Raw genomic sequence first — 23,627 nt, forward strand, 5'->3', positions numbered from 1 at the left:
CAATCCGGCCCACCCGACCCCGATTCAACCCCCAAAACCACCACCAGCCAACCGAATCGGTGGATCCAGGCTAAGGGAGAGGGGACCTCGGATACCGCCCACCTCGGTCAAACCTTATCTGTCTTATCGCGCCAACGCATAAAAACCCGCTCAGTCATCCGCGGAGTAGTCTCAGCGCGTACGTGGCAATAACAGGGGAACCATCCCGGCGGCTATGGATGACGATGAACCCGAGGGAGGCGACATGAAGCGCCTGATAGCCATCGTTGCGGTGAGCCTGGTGGCGGGTGCGTGCGGATCTACTGCACCGACGACCTCCACGGTCGCACCGGCGGAGACCCCGACCACCACATCGACAACTCCCGGCCCGACCACCACCCTCGCCCCGATCGTGGCGGATGAAACTGCCCCGTGGTTCGGTTCGTCGCTGGCCGCCGGCGCAGTTGACCCGGTGCTGGTCGAGCAATGGAGCAATGCAGACAACCGGGGATGGTGCTCGGCGCTCTTTCCTGCCGACGTGAACACGGTGACAGCCGACGGCCGTATCCGTTCGGCGAACTTCGGTGGTGGCTGGGCAGTCGCCTGGGACCGCGACGGTGGCCCGGGGCGCGAGCCGACGGGTACTTACTGCTCCGACTGCGGGCGGGGAGCGTTCGGCATTGCCGGGACGGGGTTGCGAGCGATCGGCGACGAAGCTTCCGCAGCTGCCGGTTCCCTCACCTGGTCCGACGGGAGTATCGGTGGGTTTGGACCCGAAGGGGGCGTCGATGCCCTGGACGGCGCTCCGATTCTGATGAACCTGCTCATCGCCGGTGAGGGATGCGTATACAACGTCTGGTCGTTCCTAGGCGAGGAGCACCTGCTGTCGCTGACCAGAGACCTGCGCTTCGTGGAAACCCTGCGTGGAGAACCAACGCTGTGGCTCAGCGAACTGCCCCCGACAGATGTCGTTGCTCTCGGCTCCCCCCCATGGGATGAGGCACCGCTGCCCCGATCGGCCCTGCCGGAAGCCGCCTACCTCGAATGGGAGGGCGAAGCCGGCGCACCGGCCGGTTGCCCCCTCCTCTATTTCGCCGACCTTGGTGCTGCGGAGGGGGCTTCCATCAGGCGAGCTGCCAACGAGGGTGAGATGCTGGTCGCCTGGGATCTCCCATCAGGACCCGGACATGAGCCTTCCGGCGAACCGTGCGAGGACTGCGGGCGCGGAGTGATCGGGTTGGGAACCTTCCAGACCAGCATCCGGGGTAGCGGCCTTCCGGCTGCCTACCAATGGGACGACGGCAGCATCGGCTGGACGTTTGCCGAACCGTACTCGTATGGCGTTGAAGCGACGGTCAAGGTCGCCGACTTCGATTGCAGCTACTGGCTCTGGTCACACCTGGGTAAGGAGCACCTGGAATACCTGATGGGGCAGCTCCGCAGGGTCGAGGGACTTCCCTAATCGACGTCGGGTTTGCCGCGCAACCGTTTCGTCTGTGCCCTCCGCCGCTTTGACTCGAGCCGCCGCCGCCTGGCCGCCTTGGATGGTTTGGTGGCGCGCCGCTCCGGCGCAGGTGGCCGGGCGGATTCGCCGAGGAGGACGGAGAGACGCCGTCTGGCAAGCTGACGGTTTCTCCATTGTGAGCGAGTCTCGTCGGCGACCACGATCAGCGCTCCGCCGACGAGCCGGTGCTCGAGCCGTTCGATCATCCGCTGTTTGAGTGCGTCATCGATGGAAGCGGTGGCGACGAGGTCGAAGCGCAGTTCCGCCCGCGTGTTCGATCGATTGGCATGCTGGCCGCCTGGTCCACCGGAGGGTGTGAACGTCCAGTTCAACTCGTCGTTCGGGATGACGATCTGCGCGTTGACGACCAGATCGTCGCTCACGTCGACTGCCGATCCTCAATAAACGCCCGGACAACCTCGCTCCTGGCCACCTTGCCGAGCGAGTTGTGGGGCAACTCGTCGGTGAAGTGCCACTTCCTCGGCACCTTATAGCCGGCGAGATGCTGGCGAACCAGCGCCTCGAGGTTCCGGGCAGACACCTGCTCCGGGTCGGCCACCACGGCAGCCACCAGGATCTCTCCCCATTCCGGATCCGGCAGCCCGACCACCGCTGCTTCCCGCACATCGGGATGATCGAGGAGGATGTGTTCGACCTCGACCGGATGGATGTTCTCCCCCCCGCTGATGATGAGGTCGTCGCTCCTCCCCATGACTGTGAGCCGTCCTTCATCGTTGAGCCGGCCGAAATCGCCGGTTCGGAGCCACGCCGACGGCAGATGAGCAGGCTCGCCGACGTAGCCGGCCGAGACCATCGGCCCGTGAATCTCGATATGCCCCGGCTGGCCGGGCCGCAGCCGGTTGCCGGCTGCCGAGGTCACCCGCAGGTCGACCGAATCGAGGGGTGGCAGTGCGAGGCTCGGCTCGAGGCCTTCGGAAATCGGCAGGGTGGCGATTTGTGAGGTCGTCTCGGTCATGCCGTAGGTGGGCAGCACGGGCAGATGCGCACGGGCGGAACGATCGAGCAACTCCTGGGTGGCCGGACCGCCGCCGAGCAGCACCGCCCGCACCCCCCAGTATGGCCCCGGCTCGATATCGAGGATCCTCTCCAGCATGGTGGCCACCAGAGAGGCGAGGGTCACCCTGCCCTCTCTCATCAGCAATCCGGCCCTGGCCGACTCGAAACGCGGCTCGAGTACGACGGCACTCCCCTGCCGGGCGGAGCGGACGATGATCGACCAACCTCCGACGTGAAACAGCGGGAGCACCGTCAACCAGCGATCCTCCCTGGTATGCGCCAGGTGTTTGGCAGAGGCGGCCGCCGAGGCTTCGAAGTTGCCCCGGCTGAGCTTCACGCACTTCGGTTGCCCGGTTGTGCCGGAAGTGAACATGACCATGTAGCCATCGTGGGGCGGCATTTCGTAGCGGGGGTCGATGTTTCCTTCCGCCAGGCCGTGCAGAGGAAGGGTCTCCAGGTCGAGCGTGGGAGCATGTACCGACGACAACACCATCGTGGCGCCGGCGCGCCGGATGAGAGGTTCGACCTCTTCTTCAACCAGGCGAGTATTCAACGGCAAGACCAGCGCACCTGCCCGCGGTACGGCCAGCATCGCCACCACCGTGTCGAGATCGTTCTCTCCCCACACGGCGACCACATCGCCACGTTGAACGCCGGAATCCCTCAACGCTCCAACGGCGCGGCATACCCGGCCCTCAACCTCACCGAACGAATAGGTTTGGGCAGGCGTGATCAGGAACGGGTCATCCGGGGCTCGCTCCGCTGCTTGCATGAGCCAATCGGCGTATTGCTGCATGAAGACGTAGAGTATCGGCGCTTGGCGAGGAGATGACCAACCATGGTTTCAGAACTGTTCGACACTTCAGTTTGGGCACAGGTGCCAAAGCTCGAATTCTCAGACATCACCCTCCACCGGACCCTGGAGGGCGGGACGGTCCGCATTGCCTTTGATCGAGCCGAGGTGCGCAATGCGTTCCGGCCGCAGACGGTCGATGAGCTCCACCGGGCATTTGAGTATGCCCGGATGACACAGGAAGTCGGAACGATCCTGCTGACTGGCAACGGCCCATCGTCCAAGGACGGCGGATGGGCCTTCTGCTCGGGCGGCGACCAGCGTATCCGCGGCAAGGACGGCTACCAATACGAAGACGGTTCAACGGGTCCGGGCCGATTGCACATCCTCGAAATACAGCGGCTGATCCGCTTCATGCCGAAGGTGGTGATCGCAGTAGTTCCGGGATGGGCGGTTGGTGGTGGCCATTCGCTGCACGTGGTGTGCGACCTGACGATCGCCAGTCGCGAACACGCCGTCTTCAAACAAACCGACGCGGATGTCGCTTCCTTCGACGCCGGGTTCGGCTCTGCCTACCTCGCCCGCCAGGTCGGACAGAAACGGGCTCGCGAGATCTTTTTCCTCGGGCGGGACTACTCGGCCGACGAAGCCGTGGCCATGGGCATGGCGAATGCCTCGGTGCCCCATGCGCAACTCGAACAAGTCGCACTCGAATGGGCGGAGGAGATCAACGCCAAGAGCCCGACCGCCATCATGATGTTGAAATATGCCTTCAACCTGCCGGATGACGGTCTCGTCGGCCAGCAACTGTTTGCCGGTGAAGCAACCCGGCTGGCGTACGGCACCACCGAAGCACGCGAGGGTCGGGACGCCTTCCTCGAGAAGCGGAACCCGGACTACTCGAAGTTCCCAAGACACTTCTGATGGATCGGCGTCGAGCGTGGTGGCAAGCCGGGCGGCCCCACACCCTCCCTGCCGCGGCCACCCCGGTGCTGGTGGGAGCCGGCCTGGCGGCCGGCGATGGAGCGTTCCGCTGGGGACCGTTCTTCGCCGCCATGCTGGGGGCTCTGGCAATTCAAGTGGCAGCCAACTTCACCAACGATCTTTCCGACGCCCGCAAAGGGGCCGACACCGACCAGCGCATCGGTCCGCAGCGGATGGTCGCCACCGGGATCATCTCCGAGCGAGCGATGCTTTCGGCAACCGTGGCGGCCTTTGTCGTGGCCTCGGCGGCCGGCGTCTATCTGATCATCGAGGCGGGGTGGGTCATCGCTCTGGTCGGCCTCCTTTCGATCCTGGCCACCATCGGATACGTTGGTGGCCCACGACCCTACGGGTACCGGGGCCTGGGTGAGGTGTTCGTGTTCGTGTTCTTCGGACTCGTCGCCACCGTCGGAAGTCGCTACGTCCACGATCGGACCGCTCCGCTCGACGCCTGGTTGCTCGCCATCCCGATCGGCTTTCTCGTCACCGCCATCCTCGTCGCCAACAACGTGCGAGACATCGAGACGGATGAAGCAACCGGCAAACGGACGCTGGCCGTGATTCTCGGGCGGGCCCGCACGAGGACCCTGTTTGCCCTGCTGGTGTTCGGATCGTTCGTTGCCATCGCATTGTTCGGTTTGGCCGGATGGACCGCCGCCCCGACCATGCTGGCGGTCTTCCTGGCGCCGTTCAGCGCCGCCCTGGTCAGGACGGTGTACACCAGAACGGAAGGCCCCGCCCTCATCCGTGTGCTCAAAGGCACCGCCCGCTTGCACCTCCTGGTCGGTCTGGTGCTGGCAGCCGGGGCAGCTGTAGGAACGGCCTAGGCATACACCTCCTGCCTGCTTTAGTGTGGCGTCGAAACCACCGGGAGGAACTGCGTTGGCTTCGGATCTGGAACATCTCATCGCCCGCAACGAGCAGTGGGCGGAGAAGTTCGACAAGGGCGATCTGCCCATCAAAGCGAACCTGCCCGTCGCGATTCTGAGCTGCATCGACCCCCGCACCTCCCCGGTGCATTTCTTCGGCCTCGACGTCGGCGACGCCCTCATCATGCGCACCGTAGGCGGGAGGGTCACGGAATCGGTCGAAGCCGAACTTGCCGTACTCTGGTTCTTGATGGGAAGACTTGCCGGCCGTGAGCCGGTGCTGAGCCTGGCCGTAATACATCACACGGATTGCGGGATGCAGAAGATTGCCGGCGACGAGGCAAGAGCGGCACTCACCGAGCAACTGGGGACGGACCGCTACAGCACCCTCTACCCCGCTCCGGACCCCGAGATCAGCGTTCGCACCGACGTCGAACGCCTGCGGACCTCGCCAATGGTGCCGGCTGCGTTGACGGTCACCGGTCACGTATACGACGTGCATTCAGGAGTCCTGCACACCATCGTTGGTACTTGAGCCGGATCAGACCGGCCCGGGAGGGTTTCTCAAGAACTTTCGGACCAGGGCACCGACGGCTGCCGGAACCTCGCCGATGAGGCTATGCCCGGCGCCGGCGATGACCTCGAACCGACCGTCTTGCACGGTGGCGGCCATCCGGTTCGCCGCCTCGCAGTAGCGGGCATCGTTTTCCCCGGCGATGAACAGCACAGGCAGTTCGATGCCGGCGATCGCCTCCCCGACGTAGTCCTGCACCCCCTGCCCCATCCCGCGCAGCGCCGCAGCCAGTCCCGCCGCGGTGTTCTCCATGCGTCGCGCTCGATCGAGTTCCTGCCACCAGGTGGACCTCCGGCGAAGGCCGGCGAACATGGGGAGGTCCAGCCACTCGGTGAGGAAGGTCGCCAGACCGACGCGTTCGATCAGTGCGGCCAGCTCGTCGTCGGCCAGGCGCCTCGCCTCTCTTTCATCGCGATCAGCCACGCCGGGCGACGTGGAGACGAGCACCAGGCGGCTGATGAGTTCGGGTCGGGTGAGCGCCAGGTGGAGTGCAACCCGACCACCCTGTGAGTAGCCGACAACTAGTTTGGGGGAGCCGGTTGCTTCGATAACGGCCGCGATTGCGGATTCTGCGGCGCTCAGCGAGACCGGATCTGCGATGGTTAGTCCATGACCCGGCAAATCGGGGGCAATGAGCGGGCCGACGAAGGTGGCGAGTTCCTCGAAGGATCCGCCGTGCTGGGAAAAGCCGTGCAATGCGACGATCGGGGCCGGTCCGGCACCAAAGCGCCGGACGTTCACCATCCCGTTCTCGAACGCCAATGTCTCCACCGGGGGTAGTCTGGCCGTCCTGATGCGCACTTCCAACCGCAACTATGCAGCCACTGTGCCTTTCGTCGAAGCCCTGGTCCAACTCGGCCTCCAGCACGTGGCGATAACGCCGGGGTCGCGGAACACCCCGCTGGCATACGCGTTCGCCGATCATGAGGGAATCGAGGATTCGTCTCATCACGATGAACGCTCGGCGGCTTTTTTCGCACTGGGAATGGCCAGGGTTACACAGCGGCCGGTAGCGTTGGTCTGCACCTCCGGCACCGCCGCTGCTGAGTACTTGCCGGCCATCGTCGAGGGCCGCAACGCCCGCATACCCCTCATTGTGATGACGGCCGACCGCCCGCCGGAAACACGCGACGTCGGCGCCCCGCAAACGATCGACCAGCACGGAATGTACGGCCGGGCCGTCAAGTGGTCGTACGAGGCGCCCATCCCCGAAGCACGCCGGGAAATCATCGCCGCTTACACGGCGCTGGCCGGCCGGGTCTGGTCGGCCGCCCTGGAAGTCCCGATGGGACCGGTCCACTTGAATCTCCCGTTCCGTGAACCGCTGGCTCCCGTGCACATTCCCGGCGAGGTTCCGTCGGATCTCCCTCCGCCGCGAATGCCGTCGTTTTCTCCGGCACCGCCGGTGGCGCCGAGTGCGGAGTTAGTCGAGCAGATTTTCCGATCGATCCAGTCCGGCCGGACGATGATCATCGCCGGGCCCAATGATGATCCGGCTTTCGCGAAACCCGCCGCAGATCTGGCCATGAAGGCGCGGCTACCCGTGATCGCCGACCCGCTGTCCGGGCTCCGGGCCGGTTCCCACCATCTCGCCAACGTGATCACGACCGGTGATTGGCTCGCCAGACGGGGCGACCTGGACGGCCAATTGAGGCCGGATTTCATCATCAGGTTCGGGGCGCCGCCAACGTCGAAGGCGCTGACCACATGGATGGCCGACCAGGCGGACATCGAACAGGTGCTGTTCGATGAGGCAGGGTGGCGTGATCCGGGAGCATCTGCGGCACAACTGATTCGCAGCGACTCCGCCACCGCGGCAACCGTCCTGGCGGCGCGCATGAATGAACCGGGAACGGAAGCCTGGGTCGAGCAGTGGCGCCATGCCGAAGCCTCGATCGATATGCAACTCGACGTCCCGTTTCCTTCCGAGCCTGCGATCGGGCGAGCGCTCCACGATCATCTGCCCGACGGGTCCGCCCTCTTCGTCGCTTCATCGATGCCGATCAGGGTCCTCGATGCCTATTTCCGAACGGTCGAACGCGACATTTCGATCTACGGCAACCGGGGAGCGAACGGCATCGACGGCCTGCTCTCGTCTGCACTTGGAGCGGCGGTTGGATCGGGTCGACCGACCTACGTGTATCTCGGCGACATCTCCTTCCTCCACGATCTCACCGCGCTGGCCACCATCGTCCGGATGAACGTTCCCCTCACGGTGCTGTTGGCCAACAACAACGGCGGCGGAATTTTCAATCTCTTGCCGCAAGCCGAGTTCACCGAGTACTTCGAGCGGCACCTCGGCACACCGCACGGCCTCGACTTCGGCAAGATCGCGGACGCCTTCGGCCTCGACCATCAGATTCCGCAGACGTCCGGCGAACTCGGAGCATCGATCGCCACACCTGCCTCCACTGCCCGTGTCATCGAGGTGCAGACAGACCGGACCGAGAGCGCCGACCTCATCCGCTCGATGTGGAAGAAGGTTGCGGATAGCGCCTGAGGCGTACGCCGACGGGGTCGGCCGGGTTTCACGCCTCAGTGAGGAGAGAGAGCATCGGGCCGAACTTGAGTCGCGTTTCTTCGAGCTCTGACTGGGGGTCCGAACCTGCCACTATGCCGGCGCCGGCAAACATCCGGGCGGTCGCCCCTCGCACGAGAGCACATCGCAATGCCACTGCGACTTCGCCGTCTCCGTCCGAATCGATCCAGCCGATGCCGCCTGAATACCAGCCTCGATCGATCCGCTCCAGCTTGCCGATCATGGCGACCGCTTCGTCCTTCGGTGACCCGCCGACGGCAGGCGTCGGATGCATGGTTTCGACGACGTCGAGAATGCCCAGATCCGATCGCAGGCCGCCCTGGATGCGCGTTGACAGGTGCTGCACGTTGGCCATCCGGCGCAGCATCGGTGTGGTCGGAACCGAGAGATCCGACATCAATGGGCGTAGCCTGGTCGCAATGTCGTCGATCACGATCCGGTGCTCGAGCCGGTTTTTGGCGCTCGCCATCAGCGCCTCCCCCAGTGCCCGGTCTTCGTCCTCACCTGCGCCGCGTGAGGTCGTTCCGGCCAACGGCTCCGAGGTCACCAGTGAATCACGCACGGATGCCAGCAGCTCCGGCGAGGCGCCCACAAACGCGTCATCTCCGGCCTCCCACGCGTAGGCGAAGCACCCCGGATATCCCAGGCGGAGCCTGGCCGCGAGATCAAACGGATCCGCCGTCACATCTGAGGTGACCAGTACGGACCGGGCGAGCACCACTTTCTCGACGGCACCTGCCTGGATCGCGGCCAGAGCTTCCTCGACCGCCTCCACCCACTCACCGGGAGCCGGGACCGATTCGATGGTCCGGTCGGCGGCATGGCGACGGGACATCGGAACAGGTCGTCGGAGACTCCGCAAAAGAGCGAACACCCCGGACGAGTCACCGTCTTGCACGGCGACGATGAGCTTCGTCGATTCACCTTCCCGCACAACAGTGGCCGCCGGGAGCACGAGCCGGGTCGGACCGAACCGTTGCCACTCCTCGCTGTGGGGGCCGTCCGCTTCGAACGAGTACCCCAGCACGAATCTGGCGCCGGGGAGGTCGGGTAGTTGCGGGGCCAGTCGCCGCAATCTGCCTTCTCCCGATGAAGCGCCTGCCTCCCACGCCGATCCAACGGCACCCACCTCGACACCGCCGGGCCGGCCGAAGTAGACCGCCAGCCCGACGAGATGGTGAGCAGCTCTCACGAACACGAGCGGGTCGATATCGAAATCGACAGACGCGACAGTCCACGAGGCATCGCCATCGTCCAGCGCGGCTTCCAGTTCGGCGAGAATCGGTTCGGGAATCAACACAGTCCAAAGATTCTACGTTCGTTCCGGCACCACGAGAACCCGATCATCCAGGCGCACCGTCCACAATGAACTGTGCGATGAGATCGGCCACCCTGGCCGGCTGCTCCATCGGGAGGAAATGACCGGCGCCGGACACGACAGTCGCCGAGGCTTGCGGCATTCGAGAGACCAGATCGTCCACGAGGGGGCGGATGTGCGTGGTCGAGAACTCGCCGGCGAGCAACAGGACGGGAACCTCGATCTCTCCAAGCCTCTGATACGCACCGTGTGCGCCGCCCCCGCGATAGACGTCTGCCTCGTGCTCGGGCCGACAACGCAGCACCCATTGACCCTCCTGCGCTAAGAGACCACCGGAGACATACGCCTTCAAAGCGCGTTCGTCCCACTGCCTGAACACGTGCTTTTCTGCGAAGTTCTGAAACGCGTCGTCTGGCGAAGGAAAGGCGTTGCGTCTCCGTAGGGCAGCCTCGACGAGCGGATTGTCGAATCGGCCAAACGGAGGGGGGAACATGATCGGCTCGATGAGGATGAGACGGTCGAACGTTCCTGGGCGCTGGATCTCCGCCATGGCCAGCGAGGCGCCGCCCATTGAGTGGCCTATGCCGACGAGGCTCTCCGCCTCGAAACCGTCTGCCACCGCCAGTGCATCGCCGGCGAAATCCCACCAGTCGAACGGTGGCTGACCCGGATCCGATCGTCCGTGGGCCCGGGCATCCCAGGCAACGATCGCGTTATCGAGGTTGTGTCGGAGGTGCTCGACGACCGGACTCCACACCTCTTTGCAGAAACCGGTGGCGTGAGCGAGCAGGAGGCCGGTTCCGATTTTGCCGGGCCACCTGAGGGCGGCGAGGTCACCTCCTGCTCCGTGCAGCGTCACCGCTTCCGGATCAGGCACCGACGTGGTTGTTGATTCCTTCGAACGAGTCGATGAAGTTGCGGAGGTCCTTCTCGGTTCCGGGATCGGAGGCATCGTCGAAGTAGTAGGCACGGCCCCACGCTACCGCGGCGCCGACCCGGGAGACTCCGTCGGCGTCGACGATCTCGGCGTAGGGGAACATCAGCACGTTGTCGCCCTCATAATCGGCCAGAACTGAACGCAGCATGGCCGTCAAATCCTCGCAGCCATCCGGGCAGTTGTAGGTCAGTGCGACTCCTCCGTCTTCGAGGTTGTGCACATAGGCTTCCGGCGGGACCTGCTGGTCGTATTCCTGCCAGGCGACCAGGTTGCCAAGGTGTGGTCCGGACGATGGAGGCGAGCTGTTGTAGGGGATGTGGGCCTGGTCGACCGTAGCCAGGTGATCGTTGCCAAGGCTATCGAAGGTAGTCCAGGGTGGCTCAGGGGCGAAGAGTATCCAGGCAGCACCAACTCCCAGCAGACCAACCGCCGCCACCGCCACGATCATCATCCGGCGACGATCTGCAGCCTGCTTGCGCGCCGCTTGTTCCGCTGCTTTTTGCTCTCGCTCTTGCAGGAGCCGCTTTCCACGCGCCCTGGCCATAGATCCCCTCGGTGTCGATCGGGGAATCGTAACCGTTCCCGAAATATGTGGGGGCCTACTGAACCGATCGCTGGTCGTCGACCTCGAAGTCGAGTTCGCTTTCGAGGCGAACGACTCCATCGAGACGGCGTGTCAGTTCCTCCAGGAGACGCGTATCGCTCTTGGTCGGCAGCGTCCCCTGCAGCGTGACGATTCCGTCGGCGACCGTGACGTCGACAACGCCGTCTTCGAGGAAGAGGATACGGCGAATGACATCCTCACGGATCTCGTCCTCGATCACATCGTCCGGCCGCGCGAATGCGGCAACAACGTCGGCCCGGCTGATCACCCCGCGCAGTCTCCCCTCCGAGTCAACTACCGGAAGTCGCTTCACCCCGTGATTGACCATCACCCGAGCAGCCTCGGTCAAGCTGGCTTCCGGATAGATGACGAAGGGATCGAGCGTCATCGCCTGTTCGACCGTCTCAGCCTCAGCGACCTGCGGTTCATTGAAAAGAGCATCGAGCAGGCGACGCCGGCGTGGTTCTGACCGGCCGGCCTCCCGTGCGAGGAAGTCGGCCTCGGTGATGATGCCGATGATTTTCCCATCCTCGTCGAGGACCGGCAGGCCACTCACGCCAACATCGGTCATCGTGCGGGCTGCCTCCTTGAGGCTCATGCCGGGCGTTACCGTCACCACTTCGGTTGTCATGAGGTCCAGGACACGCACTTCATGCTCCCTTCAGCCATGTCTGCCTGAGATCCAGCTCAAGGCCATCCTCGGCACTTAGCTGCACATATCTGTGAGGGTAATCGGGGCGAGGCACCGGCCGGTCACTTCCCGACCCACGCCTCGGGCGGGTACTCCTGCTCGCGACGGGCGGCCAATCGGGCGGCGTAGGCGGCGGCCTCGCTGCGCCGGCTCATCTCGAGTTTGGCGAGGAGATTGGAGACGTAGTTCTTCACCGTCTTCTCTGCGAGGAACATCTGCTCGGAAATCTCCCGATTGGTAAGGCCATCCGCGATGTGATCCAGGATCTTGCGTTCTTGCGGCGTGAGGCGGGCAAGGAGGGGGTCGTCTGGTTCGTCCCCCCGAAGCTTGCGAAAAAGCCGATCCGTCATCTCTCCGTCGAGCAGAGATTCTCCCGCTGCCACTTTGCGGATGTTGTTGACGAGATCGTGAGAGTCGATGCGTTTCAGCACGTACCCGGAAGCGCCGGCGACAATGGCCGACATCAGGGCTTCCTCATCGGCATACGACGTGAGCATCAACACCTTGACGGCAGGCCAGCGGGAGCGGATCTCCCGGCAGGCTTCGACACCCGAGCCATCCGGCAGGCGGACGTCCATCACCACGACCTCAGGCGATGCATAGCCCACTCTCCGTACCGCCTCGGCCACGGATCCTGCTTCGCCGACCACCTCGAAATCCTCCTCGGCCTCGAGGAGAGCTTTCAAACCTTGACGAACGATCTCGTGATCATCGACAACCACTATGCGCAAAGTGTTACTCCTGGACTCCAGGCTAATCGGAATGGGACTTTCGACCCTGGTACTTGTTCCCCGACTGCACCGACCAAGGTCCCGAGTTCGGAAGAACGCGTGTTTCGGGATATCCTCACGCCATGGTCGACGCAACGCTCCCAGCGAGCAGACTCGCCCAAATGGTAGAGGGTGCAGCCGCGGTCGCCGGGCAGACCGATCTGACCGCCGTCCTGTGGACTACCGTCGAGACTGCGATGGATCTGACGGGGGCCACGTACGGTGCGCTGGGGGTCATCGGCGAGCACGGCACGCTCATTCAGTTCCTCCACGTGGGAATTGACCCCGACCTCACTGCCCGGATGGGTGACCCTCCCCGCGGCCGCGGGGTTCTCGGCACCATCACCCGCGTTGCGAAGACGGTCCGGGTGGACAAACTCTCCGACCATCCCGATTACGTCGGATTCCCCGATCATCATCCGTCGATGGAGACGTTCCTAGGTGTTCCCATCAAGATCGGCGATTCCGTGTTTGGAAACCTCTATCTGACCGAGAAGCCGCGGGGATTCACCCTCGATGATGAGGCGCTGGTCGAAGCCCTGGCTGTCATCGCGGGATCTGCGATCTCCACCGCCCGCCTCCAGCGACGACTCAGAAGAGTCGCCGTTGTGGAGGACCGCGAGCGCATCGCCAGGGATCTCCACGACGCCATCATCCAGGACCTTTTCGCCGTCGGGCTTTCATTGCAGGCTCTCGCGCAAAGCATTCAGGACGAAGTCGCCCGTGGAGGACTCGATGAGGCGGTCGGGCGGCTCGACGACTCCATCGCGGCGCTGCGCCGCTACATATTCGACCTGAGGCCGCCCGTTTGGACGCGTCGCAATCTCCGCCTGGAGCTATCCGATATGGTCGGACAACTCGCCGGGCCGTACGGTGCAGACGTCGAGGTGCGGGTCTCGAGCGGAGCAGCCGACCTGGCGGGGACTACGGTGGACGACGCCCTCCAGATGATCCGCGAGGCGCTCAGTAACGCACTGCGGCACTCCGGAGCAACGACGATCTCGGTCAGCATCGAAGAAGCTGCCGACCGCGTCCTCATCACGGTATCCGATGACGGTGACGGGTTCGATCCAACCACTGTTCAAAAAGGCATGGGACTGGACAACCTGCGCTCGCGAGCCGACAAGGCGCGGGGCACCACCACGATCAACACATCGCCCGGTGAGGGCACAACGGTGCTGATCAGCCTGCCGCTCTGAGCTGACGGCCTGCTGCCGCGGTTCCAGGTTCCAGGTTTTGAGTTCCAACCGGTCCAACTCCGTATGCGAAAGCTCGTCCAAAGAACCTAGAACCTAGAACCGCGGGCCGCTCGAAGAGCGGCCCGCTAAGAGTTGATGATTTCTTTCTCGGCCGGTCCGTTCGCCGGCGCCAATGCCGACGCAATGCGGTCCATGAACGCCTTCACGCTGGCCTCGGCGACGCGGTGTAGGAGGGCTCGATCGAGAACCTCACCTACCGGCCCGAGCGGCGGGTCGTAGGACCCGCGAAAGGTGAGCTGAGCTCGCGACGATCCAAGTGGCGCCACGATCAGATCTGCCAGCATTCTCGGGAAGAGACCGGGCGAACCTGTGGCGTCCCACATGAGCGGGATCGTCGTGTGCGCATGGGCCCGAATCGGTTCGCCAACGTGGAGGGACACCTCTTTGGCGAGCAGTGGCGTGTTTCCTACCGCCAGTCTCGCCCGGATGTCCTCGCCGTCGCGGTAGGCTTCCGAAGCCCACGCGCCGAGTTCCTCGAATCGCTCGAGGAGTTCCCGTTCCACCTTCCGGAACGGACGGTCGACGTAGACGAAGTAATAAACGAACAATCTGTTGTTTGCCTCTTCTGGTCCCGCAACCTTCCCACGCTGCCGCGGAAACGGGTAGGGACCTATGTCCCCCAGTGCCCGCCGAACCGCACGCCTCTCCACCACAGGGACGGATATACTCGGGGGGGTATTCAATTCTGACTGCTGAAAGGACACATGAATGGAACAGCGACCCTATGGGCTACGCGTCGTGCTCGAGGCCGGACTCGAGGAGGCAGAAGCACGGACCCGCGTCGCGCTGGCCGCCGAGGGCTTCGGTATTCTCACCGAGATCGATGTCAAAGCGACCCTCAAACAGAAAATCGACGTTGATCGGCCGGGGTACAAGATTCTCGGCGCCTGCAATCCCCCACTTGCCAACCGTGCCCTCAACGCAGATGAGGAGATCGGCTTGCTTCTCCCCTGCAACGTTGTCGTCTACGAACACGGGCCCAGCACGATTGTCGAAGCACTCGACCCCGGCATCATGAGTTCCGTCACCGATGCGCCGGAAATGGTGGAGATCGCCGCAGAGGCGCGGGCGAGACTGGCGAGAGCGATGGAGAGCCTGGAGGCCGGATAGGCGATAGGCGAAAAGCAACCCGCGTTTCTCCCCCACGGGACGTGGGGGAGATGCCGAGTCTCCGACGCAGAGGGGGCAATCGCACCGCGACGGACGCGGCGAAGCGAGGATCTTCAGATCCTCGCTTCGTTGCGTCGTACTAGATGAAGATGATCTGGGCTCCATCGGACAACTCCATGAAGTCGGACGCCGAGATGACGTCGTCGACCTCATCCCAGAGATCTTCCTTCTTGAGGCCCAACATGTCGTAGGTCAGGCGACAGGCCCAGAAGTGGGCTCCGGCGTCGGCGACCATTTGCATGAACTCCCTATGCGGCGGCACATCGAGTGCCTTCATCTCCTTGTGCATCATGCTGGAGGCGAACGCCGTCATCCCGGGCAAACCGGCCAGCATGTTGGCCATGCCGATGTCGGTGCCTGGGATCTTCATCGACGGGTTGGCTACCGGTGAGACCTTCAACTTGTCCATCCGGCGATCGATGATGGCGTCCATCCCCCAGAACGTGAAGAACACGTGGAGGTCGATTCCTTCACCGATAGCGGCGTTCCCGAGGACCATGGCGGCAGTCGCCCATTCCATGGTGCCCTTGCTCACGATGATGCAGAGCTTCCGATCTCCACCATCGTCATCAAATTTCGGCACTGAGTGTGCTCCTTCCCTCTCGACTACACGCAGCCGGTTGGCTTCTGCAGACCGGATACGTACGACATCTTCTTGGCAGGCTTCTTCGGGAAGAGCTTGTAGAGGTCCTTCGTCGGAACTCCGGCCAGCGTCGACACGCGGCGCAGCGTGGCGGTTTCGCCTTGCGCTTCGTAGTCGGAACGCAGGAAGCGAATGACCTTCCAATGCTCCTCGGTGAGTTCGTCCAGGCCGATCTCCTTGCCGAGCGCCGGGGCGAGTTCCTCGGTCCACTGGCCCGGATTCGTCATGAATCCCTCTTCGTCGACGTCGAGTTCAACGCCGCCAATCAATTCGGTTGCCATGGGTTTCTCCCTTTCTGAGCGTTACTGCTCTGGTTGTTCTGGTAGATCTCCTGCGACAGACCGCAGAGCGCCGAGCGCCCGCGCCATGCCTCGTTTCACCGCCGGGTCCCGCATCTGCTTGAGGAGCCCGAACAGCGAAATGTCTTCAGGTACTTCTTGTTCACGGACGTTCGAAGCCGTGTTGCGGAGCATCGTCATCACCTGCGGTTGCGTCATCTCGCGCACTGCCTGGAGGATGAGCACGACGTTGTCGCCGAGCGCATTCACGTCTTCTTTCGTGAACGACGTGACGACGTTGTCGACGACCCCGAGTGAACTCCTGACGAAATCGAAATAGCCTTTGCGCTCATACTCATCGAGCGCATTCATGAGTTTGAGCGAAACATCACCGGTGATCGGTTGGATCTCGACAAATATGTCCATCAGGCTCTCGAGCTGATCGAGCATCTTCTCGAGGTTTCCTGTGTTGCGGACCAGACGCTTGATCAGGTGACCGAGGTCTTGAATGCTGACGTACTGATCCACCTCGGCCAGTTGACGGACGGCGAGACCGTACATGTCACCGGCCAAGGGCGTGACGTCGGCCAGCAGCTCGTCCCACCCCTGCCGGCGGCGCTTCGACTCGATGGCTTGTTCGGTCAGGTATTCGACCTGCACCGTGAGGCGGTCGAGCTTCTCGTTGAGCTCTGCAATGGTCGCTTCTGCGTTGACGGTTGTCATCGTCTCAGCTCCACTTCCCGGCCATCGTCATGTGTGCCGTCACCGGCATCTCTTTGCCTTTTAGGAGCACGTTCCAGTAGATCCAACGGAACATCATCTTGCCCCAGTGGTTCATCTCCGATTCCTGGAGGAGAGAGAACGGCCCGACTCCCGGCAAGGGGTACTTACCCGGCAGGGGCTCCGTGTCGTAGTTGAAGTCGATGAGGAGGCCCTTGCCGTGACCGGACTCGATGAAGCAGTTGGCGTGGCCGTCAAATGTCTCAACCATGTCAAGCCCATCGACGTAGCGCAGGAAATTCTCGAGCCAGACCTCAACGGCGAAGTGCGCAACGGATCCGGCCTTGGAAGTCGGCAGGTCTGCCGCGTCACCGAGGGCGAAGATGTTGTCGTACTGCGTTGACAGGAACGTTCCCTTGTCGACGGGCACGTGATTGAGTTCATCACCCAGCCCGGACCTGGCTACGAAGTCGGCGCCCATGTTGACCGGAACCGTGACCAGCAGGTCGTATTCGACTTCCTCCTCGTCGTAGGCAATGAGCTTGTTGTTCTCCGCATCGACGCTTTCCACCACGAAGTCGGCAACGAGATGGATCTTCTTCTCGTCGAGCATTCCGCCCAGCGCCCGGGAGGCGATCGGCTTGGTGAACGCACCGGGGAGGGGGGTTACATAGTGCAGTTCGACCTCGTCGCGGATGCCCTGCTCGGATGCCCACCAGTCCGCCAGGAAGATGAACTCGAGCGGCGCAACCGGGCACTTGAACGGCATCTCCATGATGTTCATCACGAGCTTGCCGCCCTTCCAGCTGCGCAGAAACTTCTGCAATCGGAGTGCACCCTCGTAGGTGTAGAAGGTATGGACGTTATCCGGCATGTTGCCGTCTTCGTCAGTGAGGCCCGGCGTCTCTTCGAGGCGCGGATGCGTCCCGGTGGCAATGACGAGATAGTCGTAATCGAGCCAGCGGTCACCTTCGACGATCTTGACCCGATTGTTCTCGGGGTCGACGAGTTCGATCTCCGACGTGATCATTTTGATCCCGGATGGAATGAAGTCCCGCTTGGCCTTGATGACGTCGTTGCGCCCGTAGATCCCGAACGGGATGAACAAGAACCCCGGCTGGTAGTAGTGGGTTTCGTCTTGATCGACGATCGTGATATCCCACTCACCACCATCGAGGTGATGGCTCAGCTTGTTGACGACCATCGTGCCGGCAGTGCCGGCGCCGAGGACGAGCAGCTTTCTCATTGATGCTCCTTGGTTGGTACAACCGCGCCGGCCAGCGTCGCAATGGCGTCGAGTTTGGCGAGGTGATTTGTTCGTTCATTGGCGATCTGTGACAGCATCTGCGCCATGCGCGGCAGATAGGACAACACGTTGCGGCGACTGGTTTCGTCGAGGCGGAACACATCGTGCACGTGGCTCTTCACCAGATCCGGGGCTACACCGAAGGCCTCCGCGATGGTCTCGAGTTCATCCGCAGCAGGCGGCCAGACATCCGGTGCGATTCCGCCGACGAGCACCATGCCTTTCAGTTCCGATCCGACCCGGACGAAGCTCCGTGCGCACAACAGGCCCATGTGGCTGGGCAGGAAGCGGGGTTGCAGGTCGGCTTCATCGGCGAGGCGCTTCCAGCTCACCACACACCGGGCGACTGCGTCATCGGTCTGGTTGATGGCGTCAAAGAGGCCGCACGGATTTGCCGCTTCCGAAATCGGTCGTCCGTCCATGTCGGTCACGACGACCATCACTCCCAGCAGTTGTCCGAGTAGTTCGGCCATGTCGTCGACGTACTCACGCGGCAGCAGGCCGGCCAGCGATCCATCGACAGACTGGATGAGGTTTCCCAGTTCAGGCGTCTGGGACGGTGTCGCCGTCTGTGCACCCAGCCAGTTGTTGATCTGCTCGGAGGGGAACCGCCACTGTCTTCCGACTTTGATCGCCGGAAGCCGGCCCGTTTCTGCCATCCGATATATGGTCGAACGATCGACCTGAAGGATGGCCTGGAGATCCTTGGCGGTGAGCAGCGAAGTCATCGCAGTGCTCCTGCCAAGTGCCCTTCAGCGGGCTTCCGCATGTTCTGCATACCCTGCAGATTACGTTCTGCCGGAGCTTGTGAAGTAGAGCACAAGGTCCCATACCCGGGGACCTTGTGCCTCACTGTGCGGACAATGCCGACAATGCACCTAGTGCAGAAGGGTTGGATGCATGTCATGCAGAGCGTGCCGCTCGATCCAGATCAAAGGAGGTCCAGAATGGCTCGCCCAACTGCGTCCTCGCCACCTAGGATTCTCAGTAGCGATGACACTGCTGTGGATCGTTGCCGGCATCATCGGGCTGGTGCTGGCGCTCGCCGCCAGCCGGCGGGCAGTACACCACGCTTCAGCACTGGCATTCGGCAGCCGACTTCCTCCTTTCGTGATCGGCATCAGCTTGCTGGCGATCGGGACGGACCTTCCTGAGATCGCCAACTCGGTCATCGCTTCCCTCCGGAACCGGGGCGATCTCAATGTCAGTGACTCGATCGGGTCGGCAGTCACCCAGGTGACGCTGGTGCTCGGATTGCTCCCCTTGATCGGCGGCGCCTTCGTGGTCGGGCGGCGCCGGGTGCGGTTGATCGGTGGGCTGATCGTGGCGGCGCTGGTGCTCGGGGTGGCGCTGGTCGCCGACGGACATCTGAGCCGAATCGACGGACTGGCGCTGCTGTCCGGTTGGGTGGTCGCTTCGGCCGCGATCTGGCGCTTCGCGCCCCCCGCCTCGGGCCCGGACCTCCCCGTCCCGGTTCACGGGAAAGGCAAGCACGTTGTATCGGTTCTGGGGGCGCTCGCCGTGGTCGGTGCGGGCGCCTGGATCGCTATAGAAGCACTACTCAGAATCGCCGAGCTCATCAATGTTCCGATCTATATCGTTGGATTCCTGGGAGCGTCGCTCGGCACCTCCCTCCCCGAGTTGATCGTCGATATCACCGCTCTGCGTGAGGGACAAACCGATCTGGCCGTCGGCGACGTGTTCGGATCGAGCCTCGTGGATGCCACCCTGTCGATCGGCATTGGACCCATCGTGGCCCCGACCGCCATCACAGCCGGATTGGCCATACGAGGTGGCCTGGGGGCTGTGGTCGCCGTGGTCGCCGTGACTCTTGTCCTGGGCATTCGAAAGCGCCACACCCGGCTCACCGGGATCATCCTTCTGCTGATCTACGCGGCCCTATACGTACTGCTGGTGAGCGCGATCGATCTTCATTGATGCAGGCACCGACAATCAAGGATCGGAGGGTGTCTCCGTTCTGACTAGCGTTGCCGTATGGATTCTGCAATCATCGCCGCGCTGGTTCCCCTGGCCATCTTCGTCGTCGCCTGGGTCGGGTATTGCTGGTACGACATCTCGCGTCGCACCGTCCGCCACCTCCCGAAGTGGGCCTGGGCGCTCATCTGCCTCCTGTCCGTGCCGGTCGGCGGGATCGTCTACCTCCTTTTGGGGCGCGAACCCAAATGATCACGACGACCTCGCTCACCAAGGCCTACGGATCCCGACACGCTCTCGATGATGTCTCGGTTTCTGTTCCAGACGGCTCCGTCTACGGCCTCGTTGGCCCGAACGGCGCCGGAAAGACGACTCTGCTCGGGATCCTGGCCGGACTCCGCCGCCCCACTTCGGGGTCCGTCGAAATCGGTGTCCCCCGGGAACGGCTGGCCGTGCTTCCGGATACCCCGCAATTCGAGCCCTGGTTGACGGCTCGCGAGGTGGTCGATCTGTCCCGCAACCTCTCGGCTCCGGAGGTTCCTCCGGCCAGGGTCGAAGAAGTATTGATCGAGGCCGGCCTCGAGGAGGCCATCAACGTGAGGGTCGGTGGATTCTCGAGAGGAATGCTGCAACGCCTCGGATTGGCAGCCACCGTCATCGGCAACCCCCAGGTGCTCCTACTCGACGAACCCAGCGCCGCACTCGACCCCGCCGGACGCCGGGAGGTGCTCGATGTCGTGACGCGACTGCGCGGCCGGGCCACCGTGATGTTCTCCAGTCACATATTGAGCGACGTGCAGGAGGTGTGCGACACCGTCGGCATCCTCAGGGACGGCCGCCTGCTCTTCGAGGGAGCGCTCAACGACCTCCTCGTCGGACGGGCCGGGATCATCTATCGAATCCGACTGCGGGAACCGCATGAACGGCTCGTCGCTTCACTTCAGAATGCGTCCTGGGTGGGTTCTGTCGAGCAACTGGCTCCGGGCGACCTCAGGGTGACCGCCAGCGATCCAGGAGTGGCCGAACGCAACCTCATCAAGGTCCTGGCCGATGCAGAGGCGGTCGTGATCTCGGTCACTCCGGAAGGAGCTGATCTCGAGGACGTCTTCCTGGAGCTGACCTCATGAACCTCTGGAGACTCGAGTGGCTGCGCATGACCCGGACCAGCCGTTGGATAGCGATCTTCGCCGTCTTCATGTTCTTCGGGATCATCGGACCGCTCTCGGCTCGCTACATCGGCGAGATCGTCGAGCAGTTTGGCGGCGGCATCGAGGTGTCGTTCCCCGAACCGACGCCGGCAGACGGCATCATGCAGTACTCGGGCAACGTCCAGCAGTTGGGGCTCCTCGTGCTGATCATGGTCGCCGCCGGCGCTCTCACCATCGAATCCCGCTACGCACACGGGTTGGCAGCACGGCTCGCCTGCTGATTCCTCGCTACGTCGTTGTGGCAGGAACCGGGGTCATCGCCTTCGTCGCCGGCACGCTGCTCGCCTGGTATGAGACGGTCGTGCTGATCGGACCGCTCGACGCCGGCGCCATGGCCGCCGGTATGGCTTTCGGCAGTGTGTACCTGCTGTTCGCCGTGGCCGTGGTGGCATTTGCCGGATCCGCGCTCAAGAACGTCCTGCCGACCGTGATCGTAACGCTGACGGTGCTGCTCCTCCTCCCGCTCTTCGGGCTGATCCCGGTTGTTGAGGAGTGGCTCCCGAGTCACCTCGTGGGAGCGCTCGACGGGCTCGTCAGAGGCGGAGAGGCGACGGACTTCATCAAATCCCTCGTGGTGACCCTGGCCGGTACGTTGGCGCTGCAGTATGGGACAATACGACTGCTGGCGCGCCGCGAACTCTGACCGCATGCTCTTGACGAGAGGGCCCGACAGCGCGATAGTTCACGCACAGTGGTCGAAGGGGACGCAGAGTGAAGACCTTGAAAGGAAAGATCGAGATGAGCGGCGGCGCCCGCGCCGCCGCCGCGGTCACGATCGACGAGACCACCCTCACCCTGACCGCGGAAGGTGAACACCTCGGTTCGTGGGGATTCGATGCCGTCGCCGTCCGTCGCACCGCCAGCGACCGGTTCGTCCTCGATCTCGTCGACGAGAGCCTGATCTTCATCGCCAACGACCCGATCGACTTTGCCTACACGGTCCCCAAGTGGATCGAAACGCACCAACCGAAGAAGAAGAGCGGCGTCCGGAAACGGGTCAGTCAGGGCAAAGAGAGCCTCATCGCCCGGATCGAGAACTCCGGAGGGCGGCGCAGGGCGCAGAAGCTCGCCAGATCGACGGAACACGTTCACGCATGGCGGCAACAGGCTCTACCGGGAGGGCTCATCAGAAGGGTCTGCACTGAGTGTGACCACGTGTCGATCGACCTGCGCGATGCTGAGCTGCCGGAAGAGCAGGTGGCGGAGCCGCCGCGACCGTCCATCAGCCACTAGCAGCCCCGTCCTCATCAATTCGTCGCAACCAGCGACGTGCCGGCGGACCATGTGACTACCGTGACGTCAGCCATTCAGGAGTCATCGAGTGATCGTCGACAGCTACCGGTTTCTTCCCCGCAGTTTCCGTCCCATCTACGAAAACCCCGAACCACACGGCTCCAACCAGGTCTGGGCATCGTTCGAGAAACGATTGAGCGACAGTCGCATTGCCATCCTCACGTCATCAGGAATGTACCTCGAGGAAACCCAGCAGCCGTTCGACCTCGAACGGGAGAGAGCAGAACCAACCTGGGGCGATCCGAGCTTTCGCGTGATTCCGTCACCGGTCGACCAAATCGGTCTTGCGCACCTGCACATCAGTCACGATGACATCCTCGCCGATCCAAACATCGCACTACCGGTCGACCGGTTGGCGGAACTGACCAGGAGCGGCATCGTCGGTGAGATCGCACCCCGGCACATCTCCGTCATGGGGTTCCAGGGGACCAGCCTGGAAGGCTGGCGTGACATCGCCGCCCCCGGGATCATCGATCTCCTCCACGAAGACGAAGTGGATGGGCTGATCCTCGCTCCGGTCTGACCGGACTGTTGTAAGAACGTGCCCGTGCTGGCACGCTGGATCGAAGCAGCCGGAATCCCCACCGTGGTGGTCACGATGATGCCCGACCTCGCCACAAAGCTGCACACACCCCGGACGGTTGGTGTGGAGTTTCCGTTCGGGCACCCGTTTGGACTTCCGCATGAACCCGCCATGCAGCATCGCGTGCTGGGCGAAGCGCTCCACGTGCTGGCCGGAGCAGACCGCTTCGGGACGAGGATCGACGTCGATCTCGAATGGCCGGTACCCCGCAAAGAGGCTTACCGGAACTGGCAGCCGGCGGAGCCGAGCCCAATCGTCCAGTGGTGGATAAGCCAGGGTGCGCTTGACAGGTAGGCTGGCGCCATGCTCGATCATCTCTGGGCAGGCTGGCGATCAACCTACGTAACATCCATCGACGACCACCCGGAGTCTTCGTGCCTCTTCTGCCGTCTTCCGGATGAAGCCGACGAGGATGCCCTGATACTCGAGCGTTCGTCCCTCGCCTATTCCGTGCTCAACCGGTATCCGTACACGACCGGACACCTGATGGTGACTGCCTATCGCCACGTGGCGGGTCTGTCTGAGCCGACCAGCGAAGAACGCAGTCAGATGTGGAACCTCATCGTCCGGGCCGAAGTGTCGCCCGCCAGCGGGATGGGACCACCTTGAGATGAGTTTCGCCAGGGGGATGGGACCACCTGCTCGCCAGTGAT

30 protein-coding genes are annotated in these 23,627 nt (G+C 63.3%); 16 read left to right on the forward strand and 14 right to left on the reverse strand.

The window, feature by feature from the left end; all coding sequences use genetic code 11:
- The first annotated feature begins 244 nt into the window (after positions 1-244).
- Complete coding sequence (locus P1T08_14610; protein ID MDF1597307.1) at positions 245-1,441, forward strand: hypothetical protein; 1,197 nt, start codon at positions 245-247, stop codon at positions 1,439-1,441.
- Here P1T08_14610 and arfB read toward each other — a convergent pair.
- Together arfB and menE are read right to left on the reverse strand one after the other, a co-directional pair.
- Positions 1,438-1,866: an alternative ribosome rescue aminoacyl-tRNA hydrolase ArfB gene (arfB, locus tag P1T08_14615; protein ID MDF1597308.1), complete on the reverse strand. Its 429-nt coding sequence runs from the start codon at positions 1,864-1,866 to the stop codon at positions 1,438-1,440. The two genes, P1T08_14610 and arfB, sit on opposite strands and share 4 nt — an antisense overlap.
- Positions 1,863-3,296, reverse strand: coding sequence for an o-succinylbenzoate--CoA ligase (menE, locus tag P1T08_14620; GenBank protein ID MDF1597309.1), 1,434 nt, complete (start codon positions 3,294-3,296; stop codon positions 1,863-1,865). Before menE ends, arfB begins: the two co-directional genes overlap by 4 nt.
- Positions 3,297-3,338: 42 nt before the next feature.
- Between menE and P1T08_14625 the strand changes: the two genes are divergently transcribed.
- The 3 genes from P1T08_14625 to P1T08_14635 are packed head-to-tail and all read left to right on the forward strand — an operon-like array spanning position 3,339 to position 5,681.
- A complete protein-coding gene (locus P1T08_14625) occupies positions 3,339-4,217 on the forward strand; it encodes a 1,4-dihydroxy-2-naphthoyl-CoA synthase (GenBank protein MDF1597310.1) in 879 nt (292 codons plus the stop codon).
- Positions 4,217-5,104, forward strand: a complete 888-nt coding sequence (locus tag P1T08_14630; GenBank protein ID MDF1597311.1) for a 1,4-dihydroxy-2-naphthoate polyprenyltransferase — start codon at positions 4,217-4,219, stop codon at positions 5,102-5,104. The genes P1T08_14625 and P1T08_14630 overlap by 1 nt, the downstream gene beginning before the upstream one ends.
- Positions 5,105-5,159: 55 nt before the next feature.
- Positions 5,160-5,681, forward strand: coding sequence for a carbonic anhydrase (locus P1T08_14635; GenBank protein ID MDF1597312.1), 522 nt, complete (start codon positions 5,160-5,162; stop codon positions 5,679-5,681).
- Between the two features lie 6 nt (positions 5,682-5,687).
- On the opposite strand, the gene P1T08_14640 is transcribed toward P1T08_14635, so the two are convergent.
- Positions 5,688-6,491, reverse strand: a complete 804-nt coding sequence (locus tag P1T08_14640) for an alpha/beta fold hydrolase (protein ID MDF1597313.1) — start codon at positions 6,489-6,491, stop codon at positions 5,688-5,690.
- Between the two features lie 22 nt (positions 6,492-6,513).
- Here P1T08_14640 and menD point away from each other — a divergent pair, with 22 nt between their 5' ends.
- Entirely contained in the window at positions 6,514-8,220 is a 1,707-nt protein-coding gene (gene menD / locus P1T08_14645) for a 2-succinyl-5-enolpyruvyl-6-hydroxy-3-cyclohexene-1-carboxylic-acid synthase (protein ID MDF1597314.1), read from the forward strand.
- Between the two features lie 28 nt (positions 8,221-8,248).
- Here menD and P1T08_14650 read toward each other — a convergent pair whose 3' ends face one another.
- The 5 genes from P1T08_14650 to P1T08_14670 all read right to left on the reverse strand — a co-directional run bounded on the left by P1T08_14650 (position 8,249) and on the right by P1T08_14670 (position 12,540).
- Positions 8,249-9,559 (reverse strand): isochorismate synthase, encoded by a 1,311-nt coding sequence (locus tag P1T08_14650; protein ID MDF1597315.1) that lies wholly within the window; start codon positions 9,557-9,559, stop codon positions 8,249-8,251.
- Between the two features lie 43 nt (positions 9,560-9,602).
- Positions 9,603-10,454: an alpha/beta hydrolase gene (locus tag P1T08_14655; protein MDF1597316.1), complete on the reverse strand. Its 852-nt coding sequence runs from the start codon at positions 10,452-10,454 to the stop codon at positions 9,603-9,605.
- Positions 10,447-11,058, reverse strand: a complete 612-nt coding sequence (locus P1T08_14660) for a DUF3105 domain-containing protein (GenBank protein ID MDF1597317.1) — start codon at positions 11,056-11,058, stop codon at positions 10,447-10,449. The genes P1T08_14655 and P1T08_14660 overlap by 8 nt, the downstream gene beginning before the upstream one ends.
- Positions 11,059-11,113: 55 nt before the next feature.
- Positions 11,114-11,749 (reverse strand): CBS domain-containing protein, encoded by a 636-nt coding sequence (locus P1T08_14665; GenBank protein MDF1597318.1) that lies wholly within the window; start codon positions 11,747-11,749, stop codon positions 11,114-11,116.
- 122 nt (positions 11,750-11,871) lie between these two features.
- Positions 11,872-12,540 carry a response regulator transcription factor gene (locus P1T08_14670; protein ID MDF1597319.1) on the reverse strand — a complete coding sequence of 223 codons (669 nt, stop codon included), beginning with the start codon at positions 12,538-12,540 and terminating at the stop codon, positions 11,872-11,874.
- 122 nt (positions 12,541-12,662) lie between these two features.
- Between P1T08_14670 and P1T08_14675 the strand changes: the two genes are divergently transcribed.
- Complete coding sequence (locus P1T08_14675) at positions 12,663-13,778, forward strand: GAF domain-containing sensor histidine kinase (protein MDF1597320.1); 1,116 nt, start codon at positions 12,663-12,665, stop codon at positions 13,776-13,778.
- A 125-nt stretch (positions 13,779-13,903) separates the two neighbouring features.
- On the opposite strand, the gene P1T08_14680 is transcribed toward P1T08_14675, so the two are convergent.
- On the reverse strand, positions 13,904-14,341 hold the full coding sequence (locus P1T08_14680) for a hypothetical protein (GenBank protein MDF1597321.1): 438 nt from the start codon (positions 14,339-14,341) through the stop codon (positions 13,904-13,906).
- Between the two features lie 205 nt (positions 14,342-14,546).
- Here P1T08_14680 and P1T08_14685 point away from each other — a divergent pair, with 205 nt between their 5' ends.
- A complete protein-coding gene (locus tag P1T08_14685) occupies positions 14,547-14,948 on the forward strand; it encodes a DUF302 domain-containing protein (protein ID MDF1597322.1) in 402 nt (133 codons plus the stop codon).
- A 139-nt stretch (positions 14,949-15,087) separates the two neighbouring features.
- Here the strand turns inward: P1T08_14685 and P1T08_14690 are convergent, their stop codons facing one another.
- Genes P1T08_14690 through P1T08_14710 form a run of 5 tightly spaced genes read right to left on the reverse strand, consistent with a single transcriptional unit; the run spans position 15,088 to position 18,683 of the window.
- Entirely contained in the window at positions 15,088-15,591 is a 504-nt protein-coding gene (locus P1T08_14690; protein MDF1597323.1) for a DsrE/DsrF/DrsH-like family protein, read from the reverse strand.
- 23 nt (positions 15,592-15,614) lie between these two features.
- Positions 15,615-15,932 (reverse strand): TusE/DsrC/DsvC family sulfur relay protein, encoded by a 318-nt coding sequence (locus P1T08_14695; protein MDF1597324.1) that lies wholly within the window; start codon positions 15,930-15,932, stop codon positions 15,615-15,617.
- A 21-nt stretch (positions 15,933-15,953) separates the two neighbouring features.
- Positions 15,954-16,652 carry a DUF1641 domain-containing protein gene (locus tag P1T08_14700; GenBank protein MDF1597325.1) on the reverse strand — a complete coding sequence of 233 codons (699 nt, stop codon included), beginning with the start codon at positions 16,650-16,652 and terminating at the stop codon, positions 15,954-15,956.
- Positions 16,653-16,656: 4 nt separating this feature from the next.
- Entirely contained in the window at positions 16,657-17,895 is a 1,239-nt protein-coding gene (locus P1T08_14705) for an FAD/NAD(P)-binding oxidoreductase (protein MDF1597326.1), read from the reverse strand.
- Positions 17,892-18,683, reverse strand: a complete 792-nt coding sequence (locus P1T08_14710; protein MDF1597327.1) for a PocR ligand-binding domain-containing protein — start codon at positions 18,681-18,683, stop codon at positions 17,892-17,894. The genes P1T08_14705 and P1T08_14710 overlap by 4 nt, the downstream gene beginning before the upstream one ends.
- 265 nt (positions 18,684-18,948) lie before the next feature.
- On the opposite strand from P1T08_14710, the gene P1T08_14715 reads away from it, so the two are divergent.
- From P1T08_14715 to P1T08_14755, 9 genes are all read left to right on the forward strand, one after another.
- On the forward strand, positions 18,949-19,893 hold the full coding sequence (locus P1T08_14715; protein ID MDF1597328.1) for a hypothetical protein: 945 nt from the start codon (positions 18,949-18,951) through the stop codon (positions 19,891-19,893).
- A 57-nt stretch (positions 19,894-19,950) separates the two neighbouring features.
- Positions 19,951-20,142 (forward strand): PLD nuclease N-terminal domain-containing protein, encoded by a 192-nt coding sequence (locus P1T08_14720; GenBank protein ID MDF1597329.1) that lies wholly within the window; start codon positions 19,951-19,953, stop codon positions 20,140-20,142.
- The gene (locus P1T08_14725; GenBank protein ID MDF1597330.1) at positions 20,139-21,017 is read left to right on the forward strand and encodes an ABC transporter ATP-binding protein; all 879 of its coding nucleotides are present in this window, start codon (positions 20,139-20,141) and stop codon (positions 21,015-21,017) included. Before P1T08_14720 ends, P1T08_14725 begins: the two co-directional genes overlap by 4 nt.
- A complete protein-coding gene (locus P1T08_14730; GenBank protein ID MDF1597331.1) occupies positions 21,014-21,319 on the forward strand; it encodes a hypothetical protein in 306 nt (101 codons plus the stop codon). The genes P1T08_14725 and P1T08_14730 overlap by 4 nt, the downstream gene beginning before the upstream one ends.
- Before the next feature lie 17 nt (positions 21,320-21,336).
- Positions 21,337-21,741 (forward strand): hypothetical protein, encoded by a 405-nt coding sequence (locus tag P1T08_14735; GenBank protein MDF1597332.1) that lies wholly within the window; start codon positions 21,337-21,339, stop codon positions 21,739-21,741.
- 68 nt (positions 21,742-21,809) lie between these two features.
- Positions 21,810-22,331: a hypothetical protein gene (locus tag P1T08_14740; GenBank protein ID MDF1597333.1), complete on the forward strand. Its 522-nt coding sequence runs from the start codon at positions 21,810-21,812 to the stop codon at positions 22,329-22,331.
- Positions 22,332-22,419: 88 nt separating this feature from the next.
- A complete protein-coding gene (locus tag P1T08_14745) occupies positions 22,420-22,914 on the forward strand; it encodes a glycine/sarcosine/betaine reductase selenoprotein B family protein (protein MDF1597334.1) in 495 nt (164 codons plus the stop codon).
- Between the two features lie 18 nt (positions 22,915-22,932).
- Positions 22,933-23,268, forward strand: a complete 336-nt coding sequence (locus P1T08_14750) for a hypothetical protein (GenBank protein ID MDF1597335.1) — start codon at positions 22,933-22,935, stop codon at positions 23,266-23,268.
- Positions 23,269-23,277: 9 nt separating this feature from the next.
- Positions 23,278-23,583, forward strand: coding sequence for a hypothetical protein (locus P1T08_14755; GenBank protein MDF1597336.1), 306 nt, complete (start codon positions 23,278-23,280; stop codon positions 23,581-23,583).
- Positions 23,584-23,627 lie beyond the last annotated feature (44 nt).

It is taken from the genome of Acidimicrobiia bacterium, from assembly GCA_029210695.1.
Taxonomy (GTDB): domain Bacteria; phylum Actinomycetota; class Acidimicrobiia; order Spongiisociales; family JAHEDJ01; genus JAHEDJ01.